We start from the raw sequence: 20,117 nt of genomic DNA, 5'->3' as shown, positions 1-20,117 counted from the left end.
GGGGGCGAAGCCGCCTTGCTACGGTGAGGCCCGGCAGAAAGATGTCTTGGAAGCAATACTGCGGTCAACCGTGCATACGGAATGTGCCGCGCTACCCCCTCATCCGCCCTTTGGGCACTTTCTCCCCGCTGGGGAGAAGAGGGAGGGTGCGGACGGCCTCGGTTTAACCCTCCCCCTTGTGGGGAGGGTCGGAGCGAAGCGGAGGGGAGGGGTTCCTTTTTGATAAAAAGAAAGTCCCCTCCCCCACCCCTCCCCACAAGAGGGAGGGGCTCGATCGAGGCACACCCCAGCCAATCTCCCCCCTTGAGGGGGAGATGTCCCGAAGGGACAGAGGGGGGTATGCGCGGCAAATTCAGCATTGCGATGACCTACTCCGCAGCCTCCATCTTGCCGGCGATCCGGCGGGACTGGCGGGCCTGTTCGTCGTAGTCGACCTGCCATTGCGACGGACCGTTCGACGGCGATACCTGCACGGCGGTCACTTTATATTCCGGACAGTTGGTTGCCCAGTCGGAGAAGTCAGTGGTGATGACGTTTGCCTGCGTCGTCGGATGGTGGAAGGTGGTGTAGACGACGCCGGGAGCGACGCGCTCGGTGATCAAGGCCCTGAGTGTCGTGTCGCCGGAGCGGCTCATCAGCTTCACCCAGTCGCCATCGCGTACGCCGCGCAGTTCGGCATCGTTCGGGTGGATTTCCAGCCGGTCTTCCTCATGCCACACGACATTGTCCGTGCGCCGCGTCTGGGCGCCGACATTGTACTGGGAAAGGATGCGGCCGGTGGTGAGGAGCAGCGGGAAGCGCGGGCCGGTCTTCTCGTCGGTTGCGACATATTCCGTGCGGATGAACTTGCCCTTGCCGCGCACGAAACCGTTGACGTGCATGATCGGCGAGCCGAGCGGCGCCTTCTCGTTGCAGGGCCACTGCACCGAGCCCATTTTCTCCAGATAGTCGTAGGAGACCATGGCGAAGCTCGGCGTCGTCGCGGCGATCTCGTCCATGATTTCCGACGGATGGCTGTAGTTCCAGTTCAGGCCCATCGCCTGCGCCAGCTTCTGCGTGACTTCCCAGTCGGCATAGCCGTTGCGCGGCGTCATCACTTTGCGCACGCGGTTGATGCGGCGCTCGGCATTGGTGAAGGTGCCGTCCTTTTCGAGGAAGGTCGAACCGGGCAGGAAGACATGGGCGTAGTTGGCCGTCTCGTTGAGGAACAGGTCCTGCACGACGACGCATTCCATCGCGGCCAGACCGGCCGAGACATGCTTGGTGTCCGGGTCGGACTGCAGGATGTCCTCGCCCTGGATGTAGATGCCCTTGAACGAGCCATCGACGGCGGCATCCAGCATGTTGGGGATGCGCAGGCCTGGTTCGTTGGAGATGGTCACGCCCCAGAGTTTTTCGAAGATGTCGCGCGTCGCATCGTCCGACACGTGGCGGTAGCCCGGCAGTTCGTGCGGGAAGGAGCCCATGTCGCAGGAACCCTGGACGTTGTTCTGGCCGCGCAGCGGGTTTACGCCGACGCCGGGGCGGCCGATATTGCCGGTCGCCATGGCCAGGTTGGCGATCGCCATGACGGTGGTCGATCCCTGGCTGTGCTCTGTAACGCCGAGGCCGTAATAGATCGAGCCATTGCCGCCGGTGGCAAACAGGCGGGCGGCGCCGCGGATTTCCTCTGCCGGGACGCCGGAAAGCTTTTCGACTTCCTCCGGGCTGTGATGCGGCTCGGCGACGAAGGCCGCCCAATCCTCGAATTCCGACCAGTCGCAGCGCTCGCGGATGAACTTTTCGTCGTAGAGCCCTTCGGTGACGATGACATGAGCGAGCGATGTCATGACCGCGACGTTGGTACCCGGGCGCAGCGGCAGGTGATGCGATGCCTTGATGTGCGGCGAGGAGACCATGTCGATGCGGCGCGGATCAATGATGATCAGCTTGGCACCCTGGCGCAGCCGCTTCTTCAGCCGTGAGGCGAAGACCGGATGGCCGTCGGTCGGATTGGCGCCGATGATGATGACCACATCGGTCTGCTCGACGGAATCGAAGTTCTGCGTGCCGGCAGACGTGCCAAAGGTGGCGCCGAGGCCGTAGCCGGTCGGCGAGTGGCAGACGCGGGCGCAGGTATCGACATTGTTGTTGCCGAAACCGGCGCGCACCAGCTTCTGGACGAGGTAGGTTTCCTCGTTGGTGCAGCGCGACGAGGTGATGCCGCCGACCGAATCGCGGCCGTGCTGGTACTGGATGCGGCGGAATTCGGCAGCCGTGTGGGCGAGCGCCTCTTCCCAGCTGACTTCGCGCCACGGATCGGTGATTTTCTCGCGGATCATCGGGTTGAGGATGCGTTCCTTGTGGGTCGAATAGCCATAGGCGAAGCGGCCCTTGACACAGGAATGGCCGCGATTGGCCTGGCCGTCCTTCCACGGCACCATGCGCACCAGCTCTTCGCCGCGCATTTCCGCCTTGAAGGAACAGCCGACGCCACAATAGGCGCAGGTGGTGACGACCGAATGCTCCGGCTGGCCGATCTCGATCACCGACTTTTCGGTGAGCGTCGCCGTCGGACAGGCCTGGACACAGGCGCCGCAGGAGACGCATTCCGATTCGAGGAAGTTTTCATGCATGCCGGCCGAAACGCGGCTGTCGAATCCGCGTCCCTCGATCGTCAGGGCAAACGTGCCCTGAACCTCTTCGCAGGCCCGCACGCAGCGCGAACAGACGATGCATTTCGCCGGATCGAAGGTGAAATAGGGGTTGGATTCGTCCTTTGGCGCCCAATTGACGTTGATGCCGCCATTGTTTCGCGCCTTGACGTGGTTTGCACCGTCATAGCCGTAGCGCACATCGCGCAGGCCGACCGCGCCGGCCATGTCCTGCAACTCGCAATCGCCATTGGCGGCACAGGTCAGACAGTCGAGCGGGTGGTCGGAAATGTAGAGCTCCATGACGCCGCGGCGGACATCCTTCAGCCGCTGGGTCTGGGTGGAGACCTTGATTCCGGGTGCCACCGGCGTCGTGCAAGAGGCGGGCATGCCGGCCCGGCCTTCGATTTCCACGAGACAGAGCCGGCAGGAGCCGAAGGAGTCCATCATGTCGCTGGCGCAGAGTTTTGGCACCTCGATGCCGACCTCCATCGACGCGCGCATGATCGAGGTGCCCTCGGGCACGGTGATCTCGTTGCCATCGATGGTGAGCGTCACCATCTTTTCCGAGCGGGAGGCGGGGGTGCCGAAGTCGATTTCAGAAATGAGGGGCATGGGCGGCCTCCTGTACGGAAAGGACGGAAAATCTTGCGCGCGGGGAGGCTTCACCGCCCTCTGCCCTGTCGGGCATCTCGCCCTCAAGGGGGGAGATCACAAGCGGCGAGGTTTGCGTTTTAACGGTGGGCCTGCTTGCGCGGAAAGAAGAATGGGAAAAAACCAATCTCCCCCCTTGAGGGGGAGATGTCACGAAGTGACAGAGGGGGGTGAAGCCACGAACTCTCATTCCGCTGCCTCCACCATCGGAGCCGGGGAAAAATCGTCCGGGAAATGGGTCATCGCGCTCATCACTGGATAGGGCGTGAAGCCGCCCAGCGCGCAGAGCGAGCCGAATTTCATCGTATTGCAGAGGTCGGCCAGCAATTCGCGGTTCTTTTCCGGTTCGATCCCTTGCGCGATCTTGTCGGCCACCTCGACGCCGCGCGTCGAGCCGATGCGGCAGGGCGTGCACTTGCCGCAGCTTTCCACCGCACAAAATTCCATGGCGAAACGCGCCTGCTTCAGCATGTCGGCGGTATCGTCGAAGACGACGATGCCGGCGTGACCGATCAGCCCGTCCTTGGCGGCAAAGGCCTCGTAGTCGAACGGCGTGTCGAACAGCGCGCGCGGGAAATAGGCGCCGAGCGGACCGCCGACCTGCACGGCCTTCACCGGACGTCCAGACGCCGTTCCACCGCCGATGTCGTCGACGATCTGGCCCAGCGTCAGGCCGAAGGCTGCTTCATACAATCCGCGATGCCTGACATTGCCGGCGATCTGGATCGGGATCGTGCCGCGCGAGCGGCCCATGCCGAAGTCCTTGTAGTAGATCGGGCCCTTGTCCATGATGATCGGCACCGAGGCGAGCGAAATGACGTTGTTGATGACGGTCGGACAGTCGAACAGGCCCTTGTGGGCGGGCAGCGGCGGCTTGGCGCGCACGATGCCGCGCTTGCCTTCGAGCGAGTTCAGAAGCGCGGTTTCCTCGCCGCAGACATAGGCGCCGGCGCCGGTGCGGATCTCGATGTCGAAGGCATGGGCCGATCCGAGCACCGACGTGCCGAGCACGCCTGCCTTATGGGCGATCTCGACGGCTTGCGTCATCGTTGCGATGGCATGCGGATATTCCGAGCGGATATAGACGAAACCCTTGGTGGCGCCGGTCGCGATGCCGGCGATCGCCATGCCCTCGATCAGCACGAAGGGGTCGCCTTCCATGATCATCCGGTCGGCAAAGGTACCCGAATCGCCCTCGTCGGCATTGCAGACGATGTATTTTCGCGCACCCGGCGTATCGAGCACCGTCTTCCATTTGATGCCGGTCGGGAAGCCCGCACCGCCGCGGCCGCGAAGGCCGCTTTCGGTCACATGGGCGACGATATCGGCCGGCGCCAAGGTCACTGCTCTTTCCAGACCCTTTAGCCCGTCATGGGCACGATAGTCGGCGAGCGACAACGGATCGACGATGCCGCAGCGGGCAAAGGTGAGCCGCGTCTGGCTTTTCAGGAACGGCAGTTCCTCAGTCTTCCCGAGACAGAGTGCGTGATCGCCACCCGTGGTCAAGTCAGCGTCGAGCAGCGGGACCACATCGGATGCCTTGACCGAGCCATAGGCGATCCGGCCTTCGGGCGTCTCGACCTCGATCATCGGCTCCAGCCAGTGCAGCCCGCGCGATCCGTTGCGCACGATCGTGGCGTCGATGCCGCGTGCTTCGATTTCGCCTGCGAGCGCCTTGGCTACGCGTTCGGCGCCCAGCGCCAATGCTGCCGCATCCCTGGGAACGAAAATCCTGACGGTCATGCGCGCACCTCCGCAACGAGGTCCGTCACCGCATCCGCATCGAGCCGCCCGTGCACCTCGCCGTCGAGCATCGCGGCGGGTGCGGCGGAACAGAGCCCTAGACAATAGACGGGTTCGAGCGTTACCGCTCCATCGAGCGTCGTCTGGTGGAAATCGATGCCGAGCAGCGACTTCACCCGTTCGGCAAGCTGGTCGCCGCCCATCGATTGGCAGGCCTCGGCGCGACAGAGTTTCAGCACATGCCGGCCTGCCGGGTGGTCGCGATAGTCGTGATAGAAGGTGACGACGCCGTGGACCTCGGCGCGCGACAGGTTGAGTTCGCGCGCAATGATCGGCAGGGCCTCCTGCGGCACATAGCCGAACTCGGCCTGGATTTCATGCAGGATCGGCAGAAGCGGCCCTTCGAGCGACTTCATCTCGCTGACGATATCCAGCGTTCTTACGCCGACATCGCGGCTTGATAGATGCAGGTTCAACGTTCAGACCTCCCGAACTGAAACGAATTTGGCTTGGCAATGATGGGGCTATCTGCCGAGACCACTTTGACCGGCGCTCCTCCAAGAACATCCGGTCGGTCAGGACAAAGCGGCAATCACGCTTCACGCAGGAAATGAGCTTTGCAGTAGCTGCGGAAGGGGTCAATACGCCTGTTTCGTTGAGCGATAGATATTTTCTATCGGAACGACTGCGCCTCGGCCAGAATGCGGGCTTCATGCAAAAGAGCGGAGACGAGCGGGGTGAACGGCTCGCGATGTGTTGCGACCAGACCGACGGTGTGCTGTGCGTCCGGCTCGACGATCGGGATCAGGCGGATTTCATCGTGAAACCCGAATGATTTCCCGACGTTGTAGGGCATGATGCTGGACCAGTGACCGGTGCGCACATGCGAAAACAGCACGATCATCGAGTTGGATTCGAGTGTCGGGGCGACGGTGACGCCGGCCTCGGCGAAATGCTGGTTGACGATACGCCGGTTCTGCATGTCGGCGGTCAATAGACAAAGCCGAATACCGCCGACTTCCTTCCACGTCACGCTTTCGCGATCCGCCAGTTCGGTTCCGGCGGCCGTGACGAGATGATAGCGCTCCACCTGTAGCGGCACGCTGGTGACCCGCCCGAGCGGCTCGTTCTCGAGATAGGTCAGGCCGGCGTCGATCTCGAGATTTTCGAGTAATCCGAGGATCTTGAGAGATGTCGTCGAAAGAACCGAGAAGGTCACCTCGGGGTGTTTCTCCTGGAAAGGGGCTGTAATGCGCGGCACCATGGCAAGCGTGGTCGGCACCGCCGCCAACCGTATGTGTCCAACGAGGCCGCGCCGGGCCGCGCGCATTTCCTCGTGCATGGTGCGCGAATCGCCGACGATCCGGCGGGCCCATTCCAGCACGCGCTGGCCTTCCGGCGTCAGGCTTTGGTAGCGCGAGCCGCGATTGACGAGCATGACACCGAGCTGATCTTCCAGCTGCTTGATCGCGGCCGACAGCGTCGGCTGGGTGATGCCGCATTGTTCGGCGGCCCGACCGAAATGCCGCTCCTGGGCGAGCGCGATGAAGAATTCCAGCTTGTCGATCACGCAACCTCTCCCGAGTGTTGTCTCTCTACCCTCAGCAGATCAATTGCCCGCCGTTCACTTCGAGAACCTGGCCTGTGATATAGCCGGAGAGCGCGTTCGAGGCGAGGAAGAGATAGGCGGGTGCACAGTCTTCCGCCGTGCCGAGGCGCAGCAAGGGGATGGTCTTGCGCGTCGCTTCCAGCTTCTCGGCCGAGGAGTAGCGTTCGTGGAAGTCGGTGGTGATCGTGCCGGGTGACACGCAATTGACCCGGATGCCGGCCGGCGCCAGCTCGCGGGCAAGCGCCTTGGAGTAGGTCGAGACGAAGGCCTTGGTCGCCGAATAGATGGAGGAGCCGGCGCTGCCGCCGGTCAGCGCCGAGATCGAAACGGTGTTGACGATGGCCGGATGCGTGCCGCGTTTAAGAAGTGGCAACAGCGCGCGGGTGGTCTGGACCACGGATGTCTGGTTCAGTTGAACCACCGTTTCATATTGTTCATCCGTCAATTCGTCGGCCAGAAACCGGCCGACCATGGTGCCGGCATTGTTGATGAGAACGTCGATAGCCTGGAATCGCGAGGCTATGCCTGCTGCAAGCATCTCGACGCCGCCGGCGGTCGAGAAATCGGCATAGGAGAGAAACGCCCGGCCTTCTGTCAGTGCCGCGTCGAGAAAATCGGGTAGGGGCTCGCGCGCCGTGCGTCCGCCGTGTAGATAGACGATTGCGCCGCAATCGAGAAATTGTCGCGCTACTTCCAGCCCGATGCCGCGACCGGCGCCGGTGACGACGACGTTCATGCCCTTGAACAGCGATGGGTGAAACATCAGAACTCCCTCCTCAGCGACGACAGGCTGTCGCATCATGGCTTGAATTGCAACGCGGCCGAGTTCCCTTCTCAGGGGACGGTTCATTTTCGAGCGCTCGCTGCGTTTATGAAATTGCGCTGCTTTCGTTTTTGCATATTATGAAAGAAAACGAAAATGCGGGGGAGGGAATATTCATGTATCTGACGGGCCGGCAGTCTGAAATCCTCGAGCTTGCCAAAACGGAGGGCCGGGTTCTCGTCGATGAACTCGCCGCGCGTTTTTCGGTGACCCCGCAGACCATCCGCAAGGACCTGAATGACCTTTGCGACGGGCGCGTGCTGACGCGCATCCATGGCGGGGCGATCTTCCCGCGCGGCAACGAGAATGTGAAATACGAGGCGCGCCGGTCGATTGCAGCGCTCGAAAAGCAGGCGATCGGCCAGGCCGCGGCCGCGATGATCCCCAACAACTCCTCGTTGTTCATCAATATCGGCACCACGACGGAAGCGGTCGGGGAGGCTCTGCTCGATCATACGGAGCTGATGGTCATCACCAATAATATCAATGTTGCCAATCGGTTGCGGGTGTTCCCCTCGATCGAGGTGGTCATCGCCGGTGGTGTGGTGCGCGGGGCTGATGGCGGCATCGTCGGCGAGGCGGCGGTCGATTTCATCCGCCAGTTCAAGGTGGACTACGCCGTCATCGGCGCCTCCGCGATCGATCACGACGGCGCGCTTCTCGATTTCGATTATCGCGAAGTGAAAGTGGCGCAGGCGATCATCGCCAATGCCCGCCACGTCATTCTTGTTTCCGATTCGACCAAATTCGAGCGGACCGCACCGGTGCGGATCGGTCATATCACCCAGGTTCACACCTTCATCACCGATATCTGTCCGGTCGAAAACGTGCGGGCCATCTGCCAGGAGCAGGATGTCCGGCTGATCGAAACCTCGCGCTGAAATCAGTTGTTTTCGCGGTCAGTTTTCCATAAACATTCGTTTGACATTCGTAAGATTTTCGTTTTAAGTGCTTTCACTTTCGCATGTGCTCAATATTGTGCAATGCGAAATGTGGGAGGGGAAGCAGTGCCTGCGCAGGACGTATTCGACATCTTCGTGATTGGTGGCGGCATCAATGGGTGCGGCATCGCAAGGGATGCCGTCGGCCGAGGATACTCGGTTGCGCTGGCTGAAATGGACGATTTCGCTTCCGGCACATCCTCGCGCGCCACCAAGCTCATTCACGGCGGACTGCGCTATCTTGAACACTACGAGTTCAGGCTGGTGCGTGAATCGCTGATGGAGCGCGAGGTGCTTTGGGCCATGGCGCCGCACATCATCTGGCCGATGCGTTTCGTCCTGCCCTTCCACAAGGGCGGCATCCGGCCGGCCTGGCTCATCCGCCTCGGCCTCTTCCTTTACGATCATATCGGCGGCCGCAAGCTGCTTCCCGCCACCCGCACGCTCGACATGCGCCGCGATCCGGCCGCCAAGCCGCTGAAGGCGCTGTTCGCCAAGGCATTCGAATATTCCGACGGCTGGGTCGATGACGCCCGCCTCGTGGTCTTGAACGCCCGTGACGCTGCGCAAAAGGGCGCCCGCATCATGACCCGCAGCCGCGTGGTTTCGGCCAAGCGCGAGGGCGGCCTCTGGTCAGTCGATGTCGAGGATGGTGCGACCGGCGCCGTCAACACTTTCAAGACGCGCATGTTGATCAACGCCGCCGGTCCCTGGGTCGATGTCGTTCTGTCGAAAGCCGTTCGCAAGAACAATGTCCATAATGTCCGCCTGGTGCAGGGCAGCCATATCGTCGTGAAGAAGAAGTTCGACGATCCGCGCGCCTATTTCTTCCAGAATCCGGACAACCGCATCATCTTTGCAATCCCCTATGAGACCGATTTCACCCTGATCGGCACGACCGACAGCGATTTCACCGGCGACCCGAAGAACATCCAGATCACCGAGGGTGAGATCAACTATCTCTGCAATGCAGCGAGCGAGTATTTTTCCGAACCGGTCAAGCCTTCTGATGTCGTCTGGACCTATTCCGGCGTGCGTCCGCTTTACGATGACGGCGCTTCAAAGGCGCAGGAAGCCACGCGGGACTATGTGCTGAAGATCGATGCCAGCAATGGCGACGCGCCGCTGCTTAACGTCTTTGGCGGCAAGCTGACGACCTATCGCCGGCTCAGCGAACATGCGCTGGAAAAAATCGCCGGTGCTATCGGCGCCAAGGGTGCTCCGTGGACGGCGAAAAGCGTGCTGCCGGGTGGTGATTTCCCGGCGACCGGTTACGGGGCCGAAGTCGCAAAGCTGAAGAACCGCTACCCCTTTCTGGCAGAGCGCCATGCGCGCCGGCTGGTTCGGCTTTACGGCACGCTGGCCGTAAGCCTGCTCGGCGAGATCGACAAGGCCGAGGGCCTTGGGCGGCATTTCGGCGCCGATCTCTATGAGGTCGAGGTGCAGTGGCTGATTGGCCAGGAGTGGGCGCGGCGTGCCGAGGACGTGTTGTGGCGCCGCACCAAGCTTGGATTGAAATTGACCCAGGCGGAAGCCGCCGGGTTGGAGGAATACATGCGGGAGACTATCCGCAAAGTTGCCTGAGGGAGCGCCGGAATGGCGCTACCGATGGCTGGGAGGAAGCCTGAGAAATGCTTGAACTGAAAAACATAACCAAGGTCGTGGGTGCGGATACGCATATCCACCCGACCGATCTTGTGCTGGAGCGGGGCTCGCTCAATGTGCTCTTGGGCCCGACGCTCTCCGGCAAGACGTCGCTGATGCGGTTGATGGCCGGCCTCGACAAGCCGACCACAGGCACCATCACCTTCGACGGAAAAGACGTGACGGGCGTGCGCGTGCAGGATCGCTCGGTCGCCATGGTCTACCAGCAGTTCATCAACTATCCGGCTATGACGGTCTATGAGAACATCGCTTCGCCGATGCGCATTTCCGGCAAGGATGCCGCAACGATCGATCGCGAGGTTCGCAAGGCGGCCGAGCTGATGAAGTTGACGCCCTATCTTGAGCGCACGCCGCTCAACCTGTCCGGTGGCCAGCAGCAGCGCACGGCGCTTGCCCGCGCCATCGTCAAGAATGCAAGCCTGGTGCTGCTTGACGAGCCACTCGCCAACCTCGACTACAAGCTGCGCGAAGAACTGCGCGAGGAACTGCCAAAGCTGTTTGCTGCTTCCGGTTCGATCTTCGTCTACGCGACGACTGAACCACAGGAAGCGCTGCTGCTCGGTGGCAATACGGCGACACTCAATCAGGGCCGCATCAGCCAGTTCGGCTCGACCATCTCGGTCTATCGCAAGCCGGCCGATATCGTGACGGCCAAGACCTTTGCCGACCCGCCGCTCAACACCATCGATCTCGTCAAATCCGGCAATACCTTCGACAGGGACGGCATCGCCGTTCTGCCGGTGCCGGCGCACCTGTCGGCGATTGCCGATGGCCACTACACGGTTGCCTTCCATCCGCACCACCTGTCGCTCGTCCGTCCGCATGAAACGGCGGCGACGCTGAAGGCGCAGATCATCATTTCGGAAATCGCCGGCTCGGAAAGTTTCATCCACGTCGATTGTGCCGGTTCGCGCTGGGTCATGCTCGAGCACGGCATTCACGACATCGAGCCGGACACGGCGATCGCGCTTTTCGTCGATACGCGTCACTTGATGGCCTTCGGGGCGGATGGGCGTGCGATCGGCGGTCATGGCGGCGGTTCTGCCTTTCGGGCGGCGTGAGGAGGACACCATGGCACGCATCAATCTCGATCATATCCGCCACGCCTACGGCCCGAACCCGAAATCGCCTTCGGACTATTCGCTGAAGGAAGTGCATCACGAATGGAACGACGGCGGCGCCTATGCGCTGCTCGGTCCGTCCGGCTGTGGCAAGACCACGCTGCTCAACATCATTTCCGGGCTGCTGCAGCCATCCGAAGGAAAGATCCTGTTCGACGGCAGGGACGTCACCAACCTGTCGACGCAGGACCGCAATATCGCTCAGGTGTTCCAGTTCCCGGTCATCTACGACACGATGACGGTCTACGACAACCTGGCTTTCCCGCTACGCAACCGCCACGTTCCGGAAACAGAAGTCGATCGCCGCGTCACGGAAATCCTCGAAATGATCGGCCTCTCTGACCGGGCGAAGAAAAGGGCGCAGGGGCTGACGGCCGACCAGAAGCAGAAAATCTCGCTCGGGCGCGGCCTCGTGCGCTCCGACGTCAGCGCCATCCTGTTCGACGAGCCGCTGACGGTCATTGATCCGCATATGAAATGGGTGCTGCGCCGCAGCTGAAGCGGCTGCACAAGCAGTTCGGCTTCACCATGGTCTATGTGACGCACGACCAGACCGAGGCACTCACCTTCGCTGACAAGGTCGTCGTCATGTATGACGGCGAAATCGTCCAGATCGGCACGCCGGCCGAACTCTTCGAGAAGCCGAAGCACACCTTCGTCGGGTATTTCATCGGCTCTCCGGGCATGAACGTGCTGCCCGCGAAGATTGATGGATCATCCGTCGATCTCGACGGACAGAAAGTCGCCTTGTCCTTTGCGCCGAAGATCGCTGCAGGCGCCAAGACCGAGCTCGGCATCCGGCCGGAATTTGTCCGTCTCGGCCGCGAGGGCATGCCGGTAACGATCTCCAAGGTAGAGGACATCGGCCGGCAGAAGATCGTCCGTGCTTCCTTCGCCAACCGGCCGATCGCCATCGTCGTTCATGAGGACGGCGAGATCCCGGCGGAGCCACGCGTCACCTTCGATCCGTCCGCCATCAATATCTACGCCAATTCCTGGCGCGTCGCAGATTCCTTGCTGGCAGGGGGGGAGGCCTGATCATGGAAAAGACCTGGAACAACAAGGCCTGGTTCATGGTCCTGCCGGTGCTGGTGCTCGTCGCCTTCTCGGCGGTCATCCCGCTGATGACGGTGGTCAATTATTCGGTTCAGGACACCTTCGGCAACAACGAGTTCTTCTGGGCGGGCACCGACTGGTTCATCCAGGTGCTGCAGTCCGACCGTTTCTGGGACGCGCTGACGCGCAACCTGATCTTTTCGGCGATCATCCTGACGATCGAGATTCCGCTCGGTATCCTGATCGCGCTCAACATGCCGAAACAGGGGCTCGGCGTTCCTGTCTGCCTGGTGCTGATGTCGCTGCCGCTGCTCATTCCGTGGAACGTCGTCGGCACCATCTGGCAGGTCTTCGGCCGTGTCGATATCGGCCTGCTCGGCTATACGCTCGATGCGATCGGCATACCCTATAACTACGTCAACAATGTCTTCGATGCCTGGGTCACCCTGATCGTCATGGACATCTGGCACTGGACAAGCCTCGTCGTTCTGCTCTGCTATGCCGGCCTCGTCTCGATCCCGGATGCCTATTACCAGGCCGCCAAAATCGATGGCGCATCGCGCTGGGCCGTGTTCCGCTACATCCAGCTGCCGAAGATGAAGCGCGTGCTTTTGATCGCTTTCCTGCTGCGCTTCATGGACAGTTTCATGATCTATACCGAGCCCTTCGTCGTCACCGGCGGCGGTCCCGGAAACGCCACCACATTCCTGTCGATCGATCTCGTCAAGACGGCCATCGGCCAGTTCGACCTTGGTCCAGCAGCAGCACTTTCGCTCATCTACTTCCTGATCATCCTGTTGCTCTCATGGATCTTCTACACCGTGATGACCAACAGCGATGCGCAGAGCTGACGGCCGGAGGGAGGAAAAACAATGACCACCGCGACACAATCATCCGGCCGCAGCCTCTCCTGGCTCGTGCCCACGCTCTACATCCTCTTCCTGCTCCTGCCGATCTACTGGCTCGTCAACATGAGCTTTAAGACGAACACCGAGATCACCGGGACGTTCTCGCTCTATCCGCATGCGCCGACGCTCAGGAACTATGTCGTGATCTTCACCGATCCGTCCTGGTACAAGGGCTATATCAACTCGATCATTTATGTGGTGATGAACACGGTCATCTCGGTCTCGGTGGCGCTGCCGGCGGCCTATGCCTTCTCGCGCTACCGGTTCCTGGGCGACAAGCACCTGTTCTTCTGGCTGCTCACCAATCGCATGGCGCCGCCCGCCGTTTTCGCGCTGCCGTTCTTCCAGCTCTATTCGGCATTCGGCCTCATCGATACGCATATCGCCGTTGCCTTGGCACACTGCCTGTTCAACGTGCCGCTGGCGGTCTGGATCCTTGAAGGCTTCATGTCCGGCGTGCCGAAGGAGATCGACGAGACCGCCTATATCGACGGCTATTCCTTCCCGCGCTTCTTCCTGCGGATCTACATCCCGCTGATCGCTAGTGGAATCGGTGTCGCCGCCTTCTTCAACTTCATGTTCTCATGGGTCGAGCTCTTGATCGCCCGCACGCTGACCACCACCGACGCCAAACCGATCGCCGCCATCATGACGCGAACGGTCTCGGCATCCGGCATGGACTGGGGGGTGCTGGCTGCGGCCGGTGTGCTCACCATCATCCCGGGCGCGATCGTCATCTATTTCGTCAGAAACTACATCGCCAAGGGCTTTGCCCTGGGGAGGGTCTAATGGCCACTGTATCCCAACGCAACAACCGCTGGCCTCTGGCGCTGGCAGCCGTTCTCGTCGTCTATGCCTTCATTGCTGGGCTGCTCGTCATGGCGCTGCCGATCAAGGATGGCCAGCGCGACTGGTTCGCTCCGCTGATCCCTGGCGGCTGGATGGCCTGGTCTTTCCCCGGCGCCCTGTTCTTTCTCACCATCTTTGCGCTTCTGTCGCTGATGGCGGTTTGGGAATACGCGCGGCCAGGCGGCAGTCCACGGATCGGCATCCTGCGCTTCGAGACGACGCGTGGCGACCGTCTCTTCGTCTCGCTGCTTGGCAGCGCCTTCATTCATCTCGCATGGCTGGGACTTGTCGGTCCCAACGTGTGGTGGGCTCTTGCTCTTTCCATCGTGTACGCCGTCGGCGTCTTCAAGCTGGTCTGAGGCAAGATTACTGAAACGGATTTGCCGGGGAGGCAGTCCGAAACTGCAATCGCAAACCTTTAAGGGAGGACTACTATGCGACGGCATTTATTGACATCGACAGCAGTTATGCTGCTGGCCTTTACCGGGTCCGCATTCGCGGGCATGGACGAGGCAAAGACGTTCCTGGACAAGGAGATCGGCACCGTATCGACGCTGGACCGCGCCGCTCAGGAAGCCGAAATGCAATGGTTCGTCGATGCGGCAAAGCCCTTTGCCGGCATGGAAATCAAGGTCGCTTCCGAAACGCTGACCACGCATGAATATGAATCCAAGACCCTTGCCGCGGCGTTCACCGCGATCACGGGCATCAAGGTCACCCACGACCTGATCGGCGAAGGCGACGTGGTTGAAAAGCTGCAGACCCAGATGCAGACTGGCGAGAACATCTACGACGCCTATGTCAACGACTCTGACTTGATCGGCACCCATTGGCGCTACCAGCAGGTTCGCAACCTGACCGACTGGATGGCCAACGAGGGCAAGGACGTCACCAACCCCGGTCTCGACATCGCCGACTTCATCGGCACGTCGTTCACTACGGCGCCGGACAAGAAGCTTTACCAGCTTCCCGACCAGCAGTTCGCGAACCTCTACTGGTTCCGCTACGACTGGTTCAACGACGAGAAGAACAAGGCTGACTTCAAGGCGAAGTATGGCTACGACCTCGGCGTTCCGGTCAACTGGTCTGCTTACGAAGACATCGCCGAATTCTTTACCGGTCGCGAAATCGACGGCAAGAAGGTCTATGGTCACATGGACTACGGCAAGAAGGACCCGTCGCTCGGCTGGCGCTTCACCGATGCCTGGCTTTCGATGGCTGGTAACGGCGACAAGGGCATCCCGAACGGCCTTCCGGTCGATGAATGGGGTATCAAGGTCGACGAGAATTCGCGTCCGGTCGGTTCCTGCGTAGCTCGCGGTGGTGACACCAACGGCCCGGCAGCAGTCTATTCGATTCAGAAGTATCTCGATTGGTTGAAGGCCTATGCACCGCCGGAAGCGCAGGGCATGACCTTCGGTGAAGCCGGCCCAGTTCCTGCCCAGGGCAACGTCGCCCAGCAAATCTTCTGGTACACCGCCTTCACAGCTGACTCGGTCAAGCCTGGTCTGCCGGTCGTCAACGAAGACGGCACGCCGAAATGGCGCATGGCTCCGAGCCCACATGGCGTCTACTGGAAGGACGGCATGAAGCTCGGTTACCAGGACGTGGGTTCCTGGACGCTGATGAAGTCGACGCCCGAAGACCGCGCCAAGGCCGCATGGCTCTACGCGCAGTTCGTGACATCGAAGACCGTGGACGTGAAGAAGAGCCAGGTTGGCCTGACCTTCGCCCGCGAATCGACGATCCAGGACAAGAGCTTCACCGATCGTGCGAAGGATCTCGGCGGTCTCGTCGAGTTCTACCGTTCGCCGGCCCGCATTCAGTGGTCGCCGACCGGTACCAACGTTCCGGACTACCCGAAGCTGGCTCAGCTTTGGTGGCAGGCGATCGGCGATGCATCCTCGGGTGCGAAGACCGCTCAGGAAGCCATGGATAGTCTGTGCGCCGAGCAGGAAAAGGTGATGGGACGCATCGAGCGCTCCGGCATCCAGGGCGATATTGGCCCGAAGCTTGCCGAAGAGCATGATCTCGACTTCTGGAACAAGGACGCCGTCTCGAAGGGCAACCTTGCACCGCAGCTGAAGATCGAGAACGAAAAAGAAAAGCCGCAGACCGTCAACTACGACGAACTGGTGAAGAGCTGGCAGTCGAACTAAGCGCTCTCGCTTTTCTCTGAAACATCGCCGCCCGGGTTCTGCCCGGGCGGTTTGCGTTCAAGGTCAGTTTAGCCTTTCGCGAAGCATCACTGCCGGGCCGCTTTCGGGCTTTTCGATGGTGGCCAAGGGATGGCGCAGTATCCAGCCTGACACCCAAACGTGGCGGTTTGGTCCTGAGGATACGCCGAGAGGCGCGTCCAGCGCGCCGGAGGCCCGGTAGCACAAGAGAGAATGACGGTTTGGCGGTCCCTCAGGGGATGTTTCTGGGGCTCTGCCATCGGCTGCGCAGGCCAACGAAAAAGCCACCGACTGGCGCCGATGGCTTTGCATTTGGAACGTCAAGACGATGAGGCTTTGCAAGCCTCAGAGGCCGGTGCCGCCCTTCAGCTCGTTGATCACCGTGCGAACGATGATCTTGATGTCCAGAAACAGCGAGAACTGCCGGACATATTCGACGTCGCAGACGATCCTGCGGATCGCCAGCCAGCGATGTGCAGTCGGGCCGCGCAGGCCGCGGGCCTGCGCAAGACCGGTGAGGCCCGGTCGCATCAAGTGCCGATACTCGTAACCCTGCACGAGTTCGGCATAGTTGCGGCCGGCAGCCAGCATGTCGGGAACATGCGGACGCGGACCGACCAGCGACATGTCACCGATCAGCACGTTCCACAGTTGCGGCATTTCATCGAGATTGGTCTTACGCAGAATACGACCGAGCGGGGTGATGCGCGGATCGTTGTCGATCGTTTGCCGCACGCCGCTTGTGTCGCAGAGATCGGTGTACATTGAACGGAATTTCAGGATCTCGAACGGTACCTCGTTGAGGCCCGTCCGTAGCTGCCTGAAGAAAACCGGGCCCTTGCTTTCTAGCTTGATGAGCACGGCAATCAGAAGAATAACCGGCGAAAGAACAAGAAGACCGAAGAATGCGCCGGCAACATCGATCATGCGCTTGATGGTAAGCTGAAGAGGCATGTTCGGCGCGTTGGCCGGGTTGATGTAAAAATTGCTTTCGTCTGCACGCCGTTCTTTGTTGTGAACGGCAAATCTCCCGGAAATATTTCCACTCAACCTGCTATCCTCCACTCCGATAGCAGCTGATTGTTGCAACATCATTTTTTCCGTCATGCTTTAAATACTCCTGGCACCTTTGGCAGGCAGCGACGACCAGTTGTGTGGCCGTCACTGATAAATTTATATTTGTCCGGCAAAGCCGATCAGTTTTTCTTTTTCTCAAAACAATTGTCTTCCCTGCCTTGCGGCAAGGTTCTTGTACTCGGCGCCTTGGAGTGTTGCCGTCCCTGGAGATTATTTTTGCAAAAAGCATTTTTTTGTTTTTAATCATTTATTAAATATGATCGTCTTTGACAAGTCTCCGTATGTGCAATTTTTCTACCTGTGGTTAATTTGCAGCATTCCAAAACGGATCATTTTTGGGTCAATTGCGATTGTCGTTCCAAGAGGTGCGGCGGGCTGTGCCGTTTTGTGGCAGCGTGCGCAGGTTGCCGTTCTCGCCGGCTGTCCATTTGAAATTTTTGCGACGCCACGGCCTTTCGTTACGGGCGCTCGCCCGTAGCGCCCAGCGTCAGCCCTTCGGCGCTTTCGCCCGCCATCATGCCGTCGATCATCGGCAGCCCGTCGCTGCCGGTCAGCGGAAACCATTCGCCCCGATCGAAGAACAGGTCGCCAGGTGTCTTCGGGCCCCGCTTGCTGAGTTGGTTCGCGAGGAAGTTGTAGCGCGGCGTCTCGCCAAATTCCCGCTTGAACTGAATCCGGCTGCCGAAACTACGGATGTCGAAGGCCTCGAGCGCGCGGATCTTGCCGATGATTTCGGCCGGGTTTTCCCAGCGCACCTGTCGCAGGAAGATGTTCGCGGCGTTGCCGGCGAGTTCGGCAACCTTGATGGTGTCCGCCGGGTTTTCGATGTTCAACTTGACGCGAAAGGAGGTGACGCGGTTTTCGCCGTCCCCCTTGATGAAGATGAAGATCGAGGACTGTGCCGCGCCTTCGCCTCTGGCCGGAAGGTCGACGGAGGAGGCGCATTCCCAGTTGTCCTTGTTGCCGCTGCTGACCGTCCAGTCCAGCTCGCCGAAGCCGCCGGTTTTCAGGCGTTCGCACAAGGTGCGAGGATCGCTCTGGATCACGCGGATGAACCGCTGCTGCGGCGCTTTGAAATCGGCGAAGGCATAAACCGGCAGGACCACGCGCGCCGGCGGCAGGCGCACGCTTTTGCTGCGGGTGATCTTCACCGGCTTCGGCGCCGGCTCGGCCGTCGCCAGCAGGTCGGGATAGCCGAGGTAGGCGAGCAGCAGATGGAGATTGCGCTGGCCGTTGGCGAGCAGCACTGTCGCCAGGATGCCGGCAAAGATCAGGCCGACAGCGACGAGAAAGAACATCCTTCCGGACCGGCTTTTCCGCTCCTCCTTCATGTCGAAACCCGAACTCCGCGGCTTCCACCGGCCTCGGGCGTCGCGTCTGCGCACTGCCCGACCTCCGGTGCCTCCGATCCGTGCCAGGCCATCCTGGCGCGCGTGCCGGGCAAGATTGCGGACATCAACCCGTTTGCCGGTTCCTGCAGGCCGAGATGATCACATGAACGAGGAGCAGTGGCCAGAGCAGGCACAAAGACAATCCGAGAACACGCATTTTATCCCAGGCGCCGCCGGCGGCCTCACCCTCGCGATAGGTATTGTCGAGAAAAAACAGACATATCAAGGTGTAAAATGAAAGCAGTAGATTTGACCATGGCATCGGGCAGGGGCCGGAGATTCAAGGGAGGAGAAGAAAGGCTGAGGATAGGCGCAACGCTCAACGTGGTTGCTGGCTGCAGAGGCCCTGCGGCTCTCAGCTGGCTCGCGAAATGCCACGGTAAAGACGGCGAGACCATCGCATGATTCGTTTGCATTGCACAATTACGGCACCGCCGTCTTTTCAGACGCGCAAGGTCGATGTAACGCTTTGATCTGCTGGATAATTTTTCCCGTGATCGATTCCGATTTAAGGAATTATCCAGCAGCGCGGCACTGGTCAGCTCTCCGAGCCTGTCAGGAACGCATGCAGCTGCCGCGCTTCCGGCGTGACGGTCTTGAATTTGGGAAGGCCGAGATAATAGCCGTAACCGGTGGAAAGGCACTCCGAGCCGACCGTCACAAGCCTGCCATCGGCGAGTTGTTCTTCGATCAGGCCGAGGCTGCCAAGCGCGATGCCGTCCCCGCGAAGGGCGGCATCGATCGCCATGATATAGGTGGAAAAGGAAAAACGCGGGTTCGGCAGCTTCAGCCGGGGCGGCGGAGAAACGCGGCCGAACCACTGCCGGAAGGAAATCCAGTGCGCGTTGAAGCGCTCGTAGTCGATGAGGTCCAGCGAGGCGATCCGCTCGACGGTCAGGGTCCCGGCATCAAGGCCGCGGCTGTCGAGATAATCCGGCGAAGCAACAGGCATCAGCCGTTCCGGCATCATCGGCGTCAGGTCCCAGCGCGGGTGTTCTCCGGTCGAGTAAAGGATGACGAGATCATTGGTTTCAGCGGCAAGATCCGATGACGTGTCCGAGGTCAGCAGCCTGAGCGAGATCGACGGGTTCTCCTTGCCGAAATCGCGCAGGCGGCCGCCGAGCCAGAGATGTGACACCGAACCGCTCGCTGCGATGGCGATCGTGCCGCCGTTTACAGAGCGGAAGGGGTCGAGACTCTCCTCCAGATAATCCAGCGCGGCGCGAACCCGCTGGAACAGGCGTGCGCCCTGCGGCGTCAGTTCCAGGTTCTTGCCGCGCCGTGTGAACAGCGCCGCGCCGAGATGATCCTCCAGTCCCTTGATGCGGCGGCTGACGGCGGCCTGGGTGATGTTGAGTTCGCGCCCGGCTTTCGAAAAATTCATCTGCCGGCAGGCTGCATCGAACACCCGGAACGCTTCCAGCGGAATATGGCCCAGCATCCCGTCTCCATGATTTCAGATTATCAAAA

The 20,117-nt window shown here is 60.8% G+C and carries 17 protein-coding genes and 1 pseudogene; 10 read left to right on the top strand and 8 right to left on the bottom strand.

Annotated features, from left to right (window positions below):
- Positions 1–368: 368 nt before the first annotated feature.
- The 5 genes from fdhF to WI754_RS02935 form a co-directional block, all read right to left on the bottom strand.
- Positions 369–3,248, bottom strand: a complete 2,880-nt coding sequence (fdhF, locus tag WI754_RS02955) for a formate dehydrogenase subunit alpha (RefSeq protein ID WP_349436149.1) — start codon at positions 3,246–3,248, stop codon at positions 369–371.
- Between the two features lie 225 nt (positions 3,249–3,473).
- Positions 3,474–5,030 carry an NADH-quinone oxidoreductase subunit NuoF gene (locus tag WI754_RS02950; RefSeq protein WP_349436148.1) on the bottom strand — a complete coding sequence of 519 codons (1,557 nt, stop codon included), beginning with the start codon at positions 5,028–5,030 and terminating at the stop codon, positions 3,474–3,476.
- Positions 5,027–5,506, bottom strand: coding sequence for a formate dehydrogenase subunit gamma (locus tag WI754_RS02945; RefSeq protein WP_349436147.1), 480 nt, complete (start codon positions 5,504–5,506; stop codon positions 5,027–5,029). Before WI754_RS02945 ends, WI754_RS02950 begins: the two co-directional genes overlap by 4 nt.
- A 197-nt stretch (positions 5,507–5,703) precedes the next feature.
- On the bottom strand, positions 5,704–6,600 hold the full coding sequence (locus WI754_RS02940) for a LysR family transcriptional regulator (protein WP_349436146.1): 897 nt from the start codon (positions 6,598–6,600) through the stop codon (positions 5,704–5,706).
- Between the two features lie 31 nt (positions 6,601–6,631).
- Entirely contained in the window at positions 6,632–7,402 is a 771-nt protein-coding gene (locus tag WI754_RS02935) for an SDR family oxidoreductase (protein ID WP_349436145.1), read from the bottom strand.
- Positions 7,403–7,578: 176 nt separating this feature from the next.
- Here WI754_RS02935 and WI754_RS02930 point away from each other — a divergent pair, with 176 nt between their 5' ends.
- The 8 genes and pseudogenes from WI754_RS02930 (at position 7,579) to WI754_RS02895 (ending at position 16,161) form a co-directional block, all read left to right on the top strand.
- Entirely contained in the window at positions 7,579–8,343 is a 765-nt protein-coding gene (locus tag WI754_RS02930) for a DeoR/GlpR family DNA-binding transcription regulator (protein WP_349436144.1), read from the top strand.
- Between the two features lie 126 nt (positions 8,344–8,469).
- Positions 8,470–9,987 carry a glycerol-3-phosphate dehydrogenase gene (gene glpD / locus WI754_RS02925; protein ID WP_349436143.1) on the top strand — a complete coding sequence of 506 codons (1,518 nt, stop codon included), beginning with the start codon at positions 8,470–8,472 and terminating at the stop codon, positions 9,985–9,987.
- Positions 9,988–10,034: 47 nt separating this feature from the next.
- Positions 10,035–11,129 (top strand): ABC transporter ATP-binding protein, encoded by a 1,095-nt coding sequence (locus WI754_RS02920; protein WP_349436142.1) that lies wholly within the window; start codon positions 10,035–10,037, stop codon positions 11,127–11,129.
- Between the two features lie 10 nt (positions 11,130–11,139).
- Positions 11,140–12,227 (top strand): annotated as a pseudogene (locus WI754_RS02915) (ABC transporter ATP-binding protein).
- A 2-nt stretch (positions 12,228–12,229) separates the two neighbouring features.
- A complete protein-coding gene (locus WI754_RS02910; RefSeq protein WP_349436141.1) occupies positions 12,230–13,096 on the top strand; it encodes a sugar ABC transporter permease in 867 nt (288 codons plus the stop codon).
- Positions 13,097–13,117: 21 nt separating this feature from the next.
- A complete protein-coding gene (locus WI754_RS02905) occupies positions 13,118–13,942 on the top strand; it encodes a carbohydrate ABC transporter permease (protein ID WP_349436140.1) in 825 nt (274 codons plus the stop codon).
- On the top strand, positions 13,942–14,361 hold the full coding sequence (locus tag WI754_RS02900; protein ID WP_349436139.1) for a DUF2160 domain-containing protein: 420 nt from the start codon (positions 13,942–13,944) through the stop codon (positions 14,359–14,361). Before WI754_RS02905 ends, WI754_RS02900 begins: the two co-directional genes overlap by 1 nt.
- 75 nt (positions 14,362–14,436) lie before the next feature.
- Positions 14,437–16,161: an ABC transporter substrate-binding protein gene (locus WI754_RS02895; RefSeq protein WP_115096038.1), complete on the top strand. Its 1,725-nt coding sequence runs from the start codon at positions 14,437–14,439 to the stop codon at positions 16,159–16,161.
- Between the two features lie 363 nt (positions 16,162–16,524).
- Here the strand turns inward: WI754_RS02895 and WI754_RS02890 are convergent, their stop codons facing one another.
- Both WI754_RS02890 and WI754_RS02885 read right to left on the bottom strand, forming a co-directional pair.
- The gene (locus WI754_RS02890) at positions 16,525–17,133 is read right to left on the bottom strand and encodes a sugar transferase (protein WP_349436138.1); all 609 of its coding nucleotides are present in this window, start codon (positions 17,131–17,133) and stop codon (positions 16,525–16,527) included.
- 581 nt (positions 17,134–17,714) lie between these two features.
- Positions 17,715–18,503: a DUF6030 family protein gene (locus tag WI754_RS02885; RefSeq protein WP_349436137.1), complete on the bottom strand. Its 789-nt coding sequence runs from the start codon at positions 18,501–18,503 to the stop codon at positions 17,715–17,717.
- Here WI754_RS02885 and WI754_RS02880 point away from each other — a divergent pair.
- Positions 18,471–18,746 carry a hypothetical protein gene (locus WI754_RS02880; protein WP_349436136.1) on the top strand — a complete coding sequence of 92 codons (276 nt, stop codon included), beginning with the start codon at positions 18,471–18,473 and terminating at the stop codon, positions 18,744–18,746. The two genes, WI754_RS02885 and WI754_RS02880, sit on opposite strands and share 33 nt — an antisense overlap.
- Positions 18,747–18,750: 4 nt before the next feature.
- Positions 18,751–18,885 carry a hypothetical protein gene (locus WI754_RS02875; RefSeq protein ID WP_349436135.1) on the top strand — a complete coding sequence of 45 codons (135 nt, stop codon included), beginning with the start codon at positions 18,751–18,753 and terminating at the stop codon, positions 18,883–18,885.
- A gap of 300 nt (positions 18,886–19,185) precedes the next feature.
- Here WI754_RS02875 and WI754_RS02870 read toward each other — a convergent pair whose 3' ends face one another.
- Complete coding sequence (locus WI754_RS02870) at positions 19,186–20,088, bottom strand: LysR substrate-binding domain-containing protein (RefSeq protein WP_349436134.1); 903 nt, start codon at positions 20,086–20,088, stop codon at positions 19,186–19,188.
- Between the last annotated feature and the right edge of the window lie 29 nt (positions 20,089–20,117).

Origin of the sequence: Pararhizobium sp. A13 (genome assembly GCF_040126305.1) — a bacterium.
GTDB lineage: Bacteria > Pseudomonadota > Alphaproteobacteria > Rhizobiales > Rhizobiaceae > Pararhizobium.
Note: the sequence above shows the minus strand (reverse complement) of the source record. Positions and strands in the feature narration are given on the sequence as shown.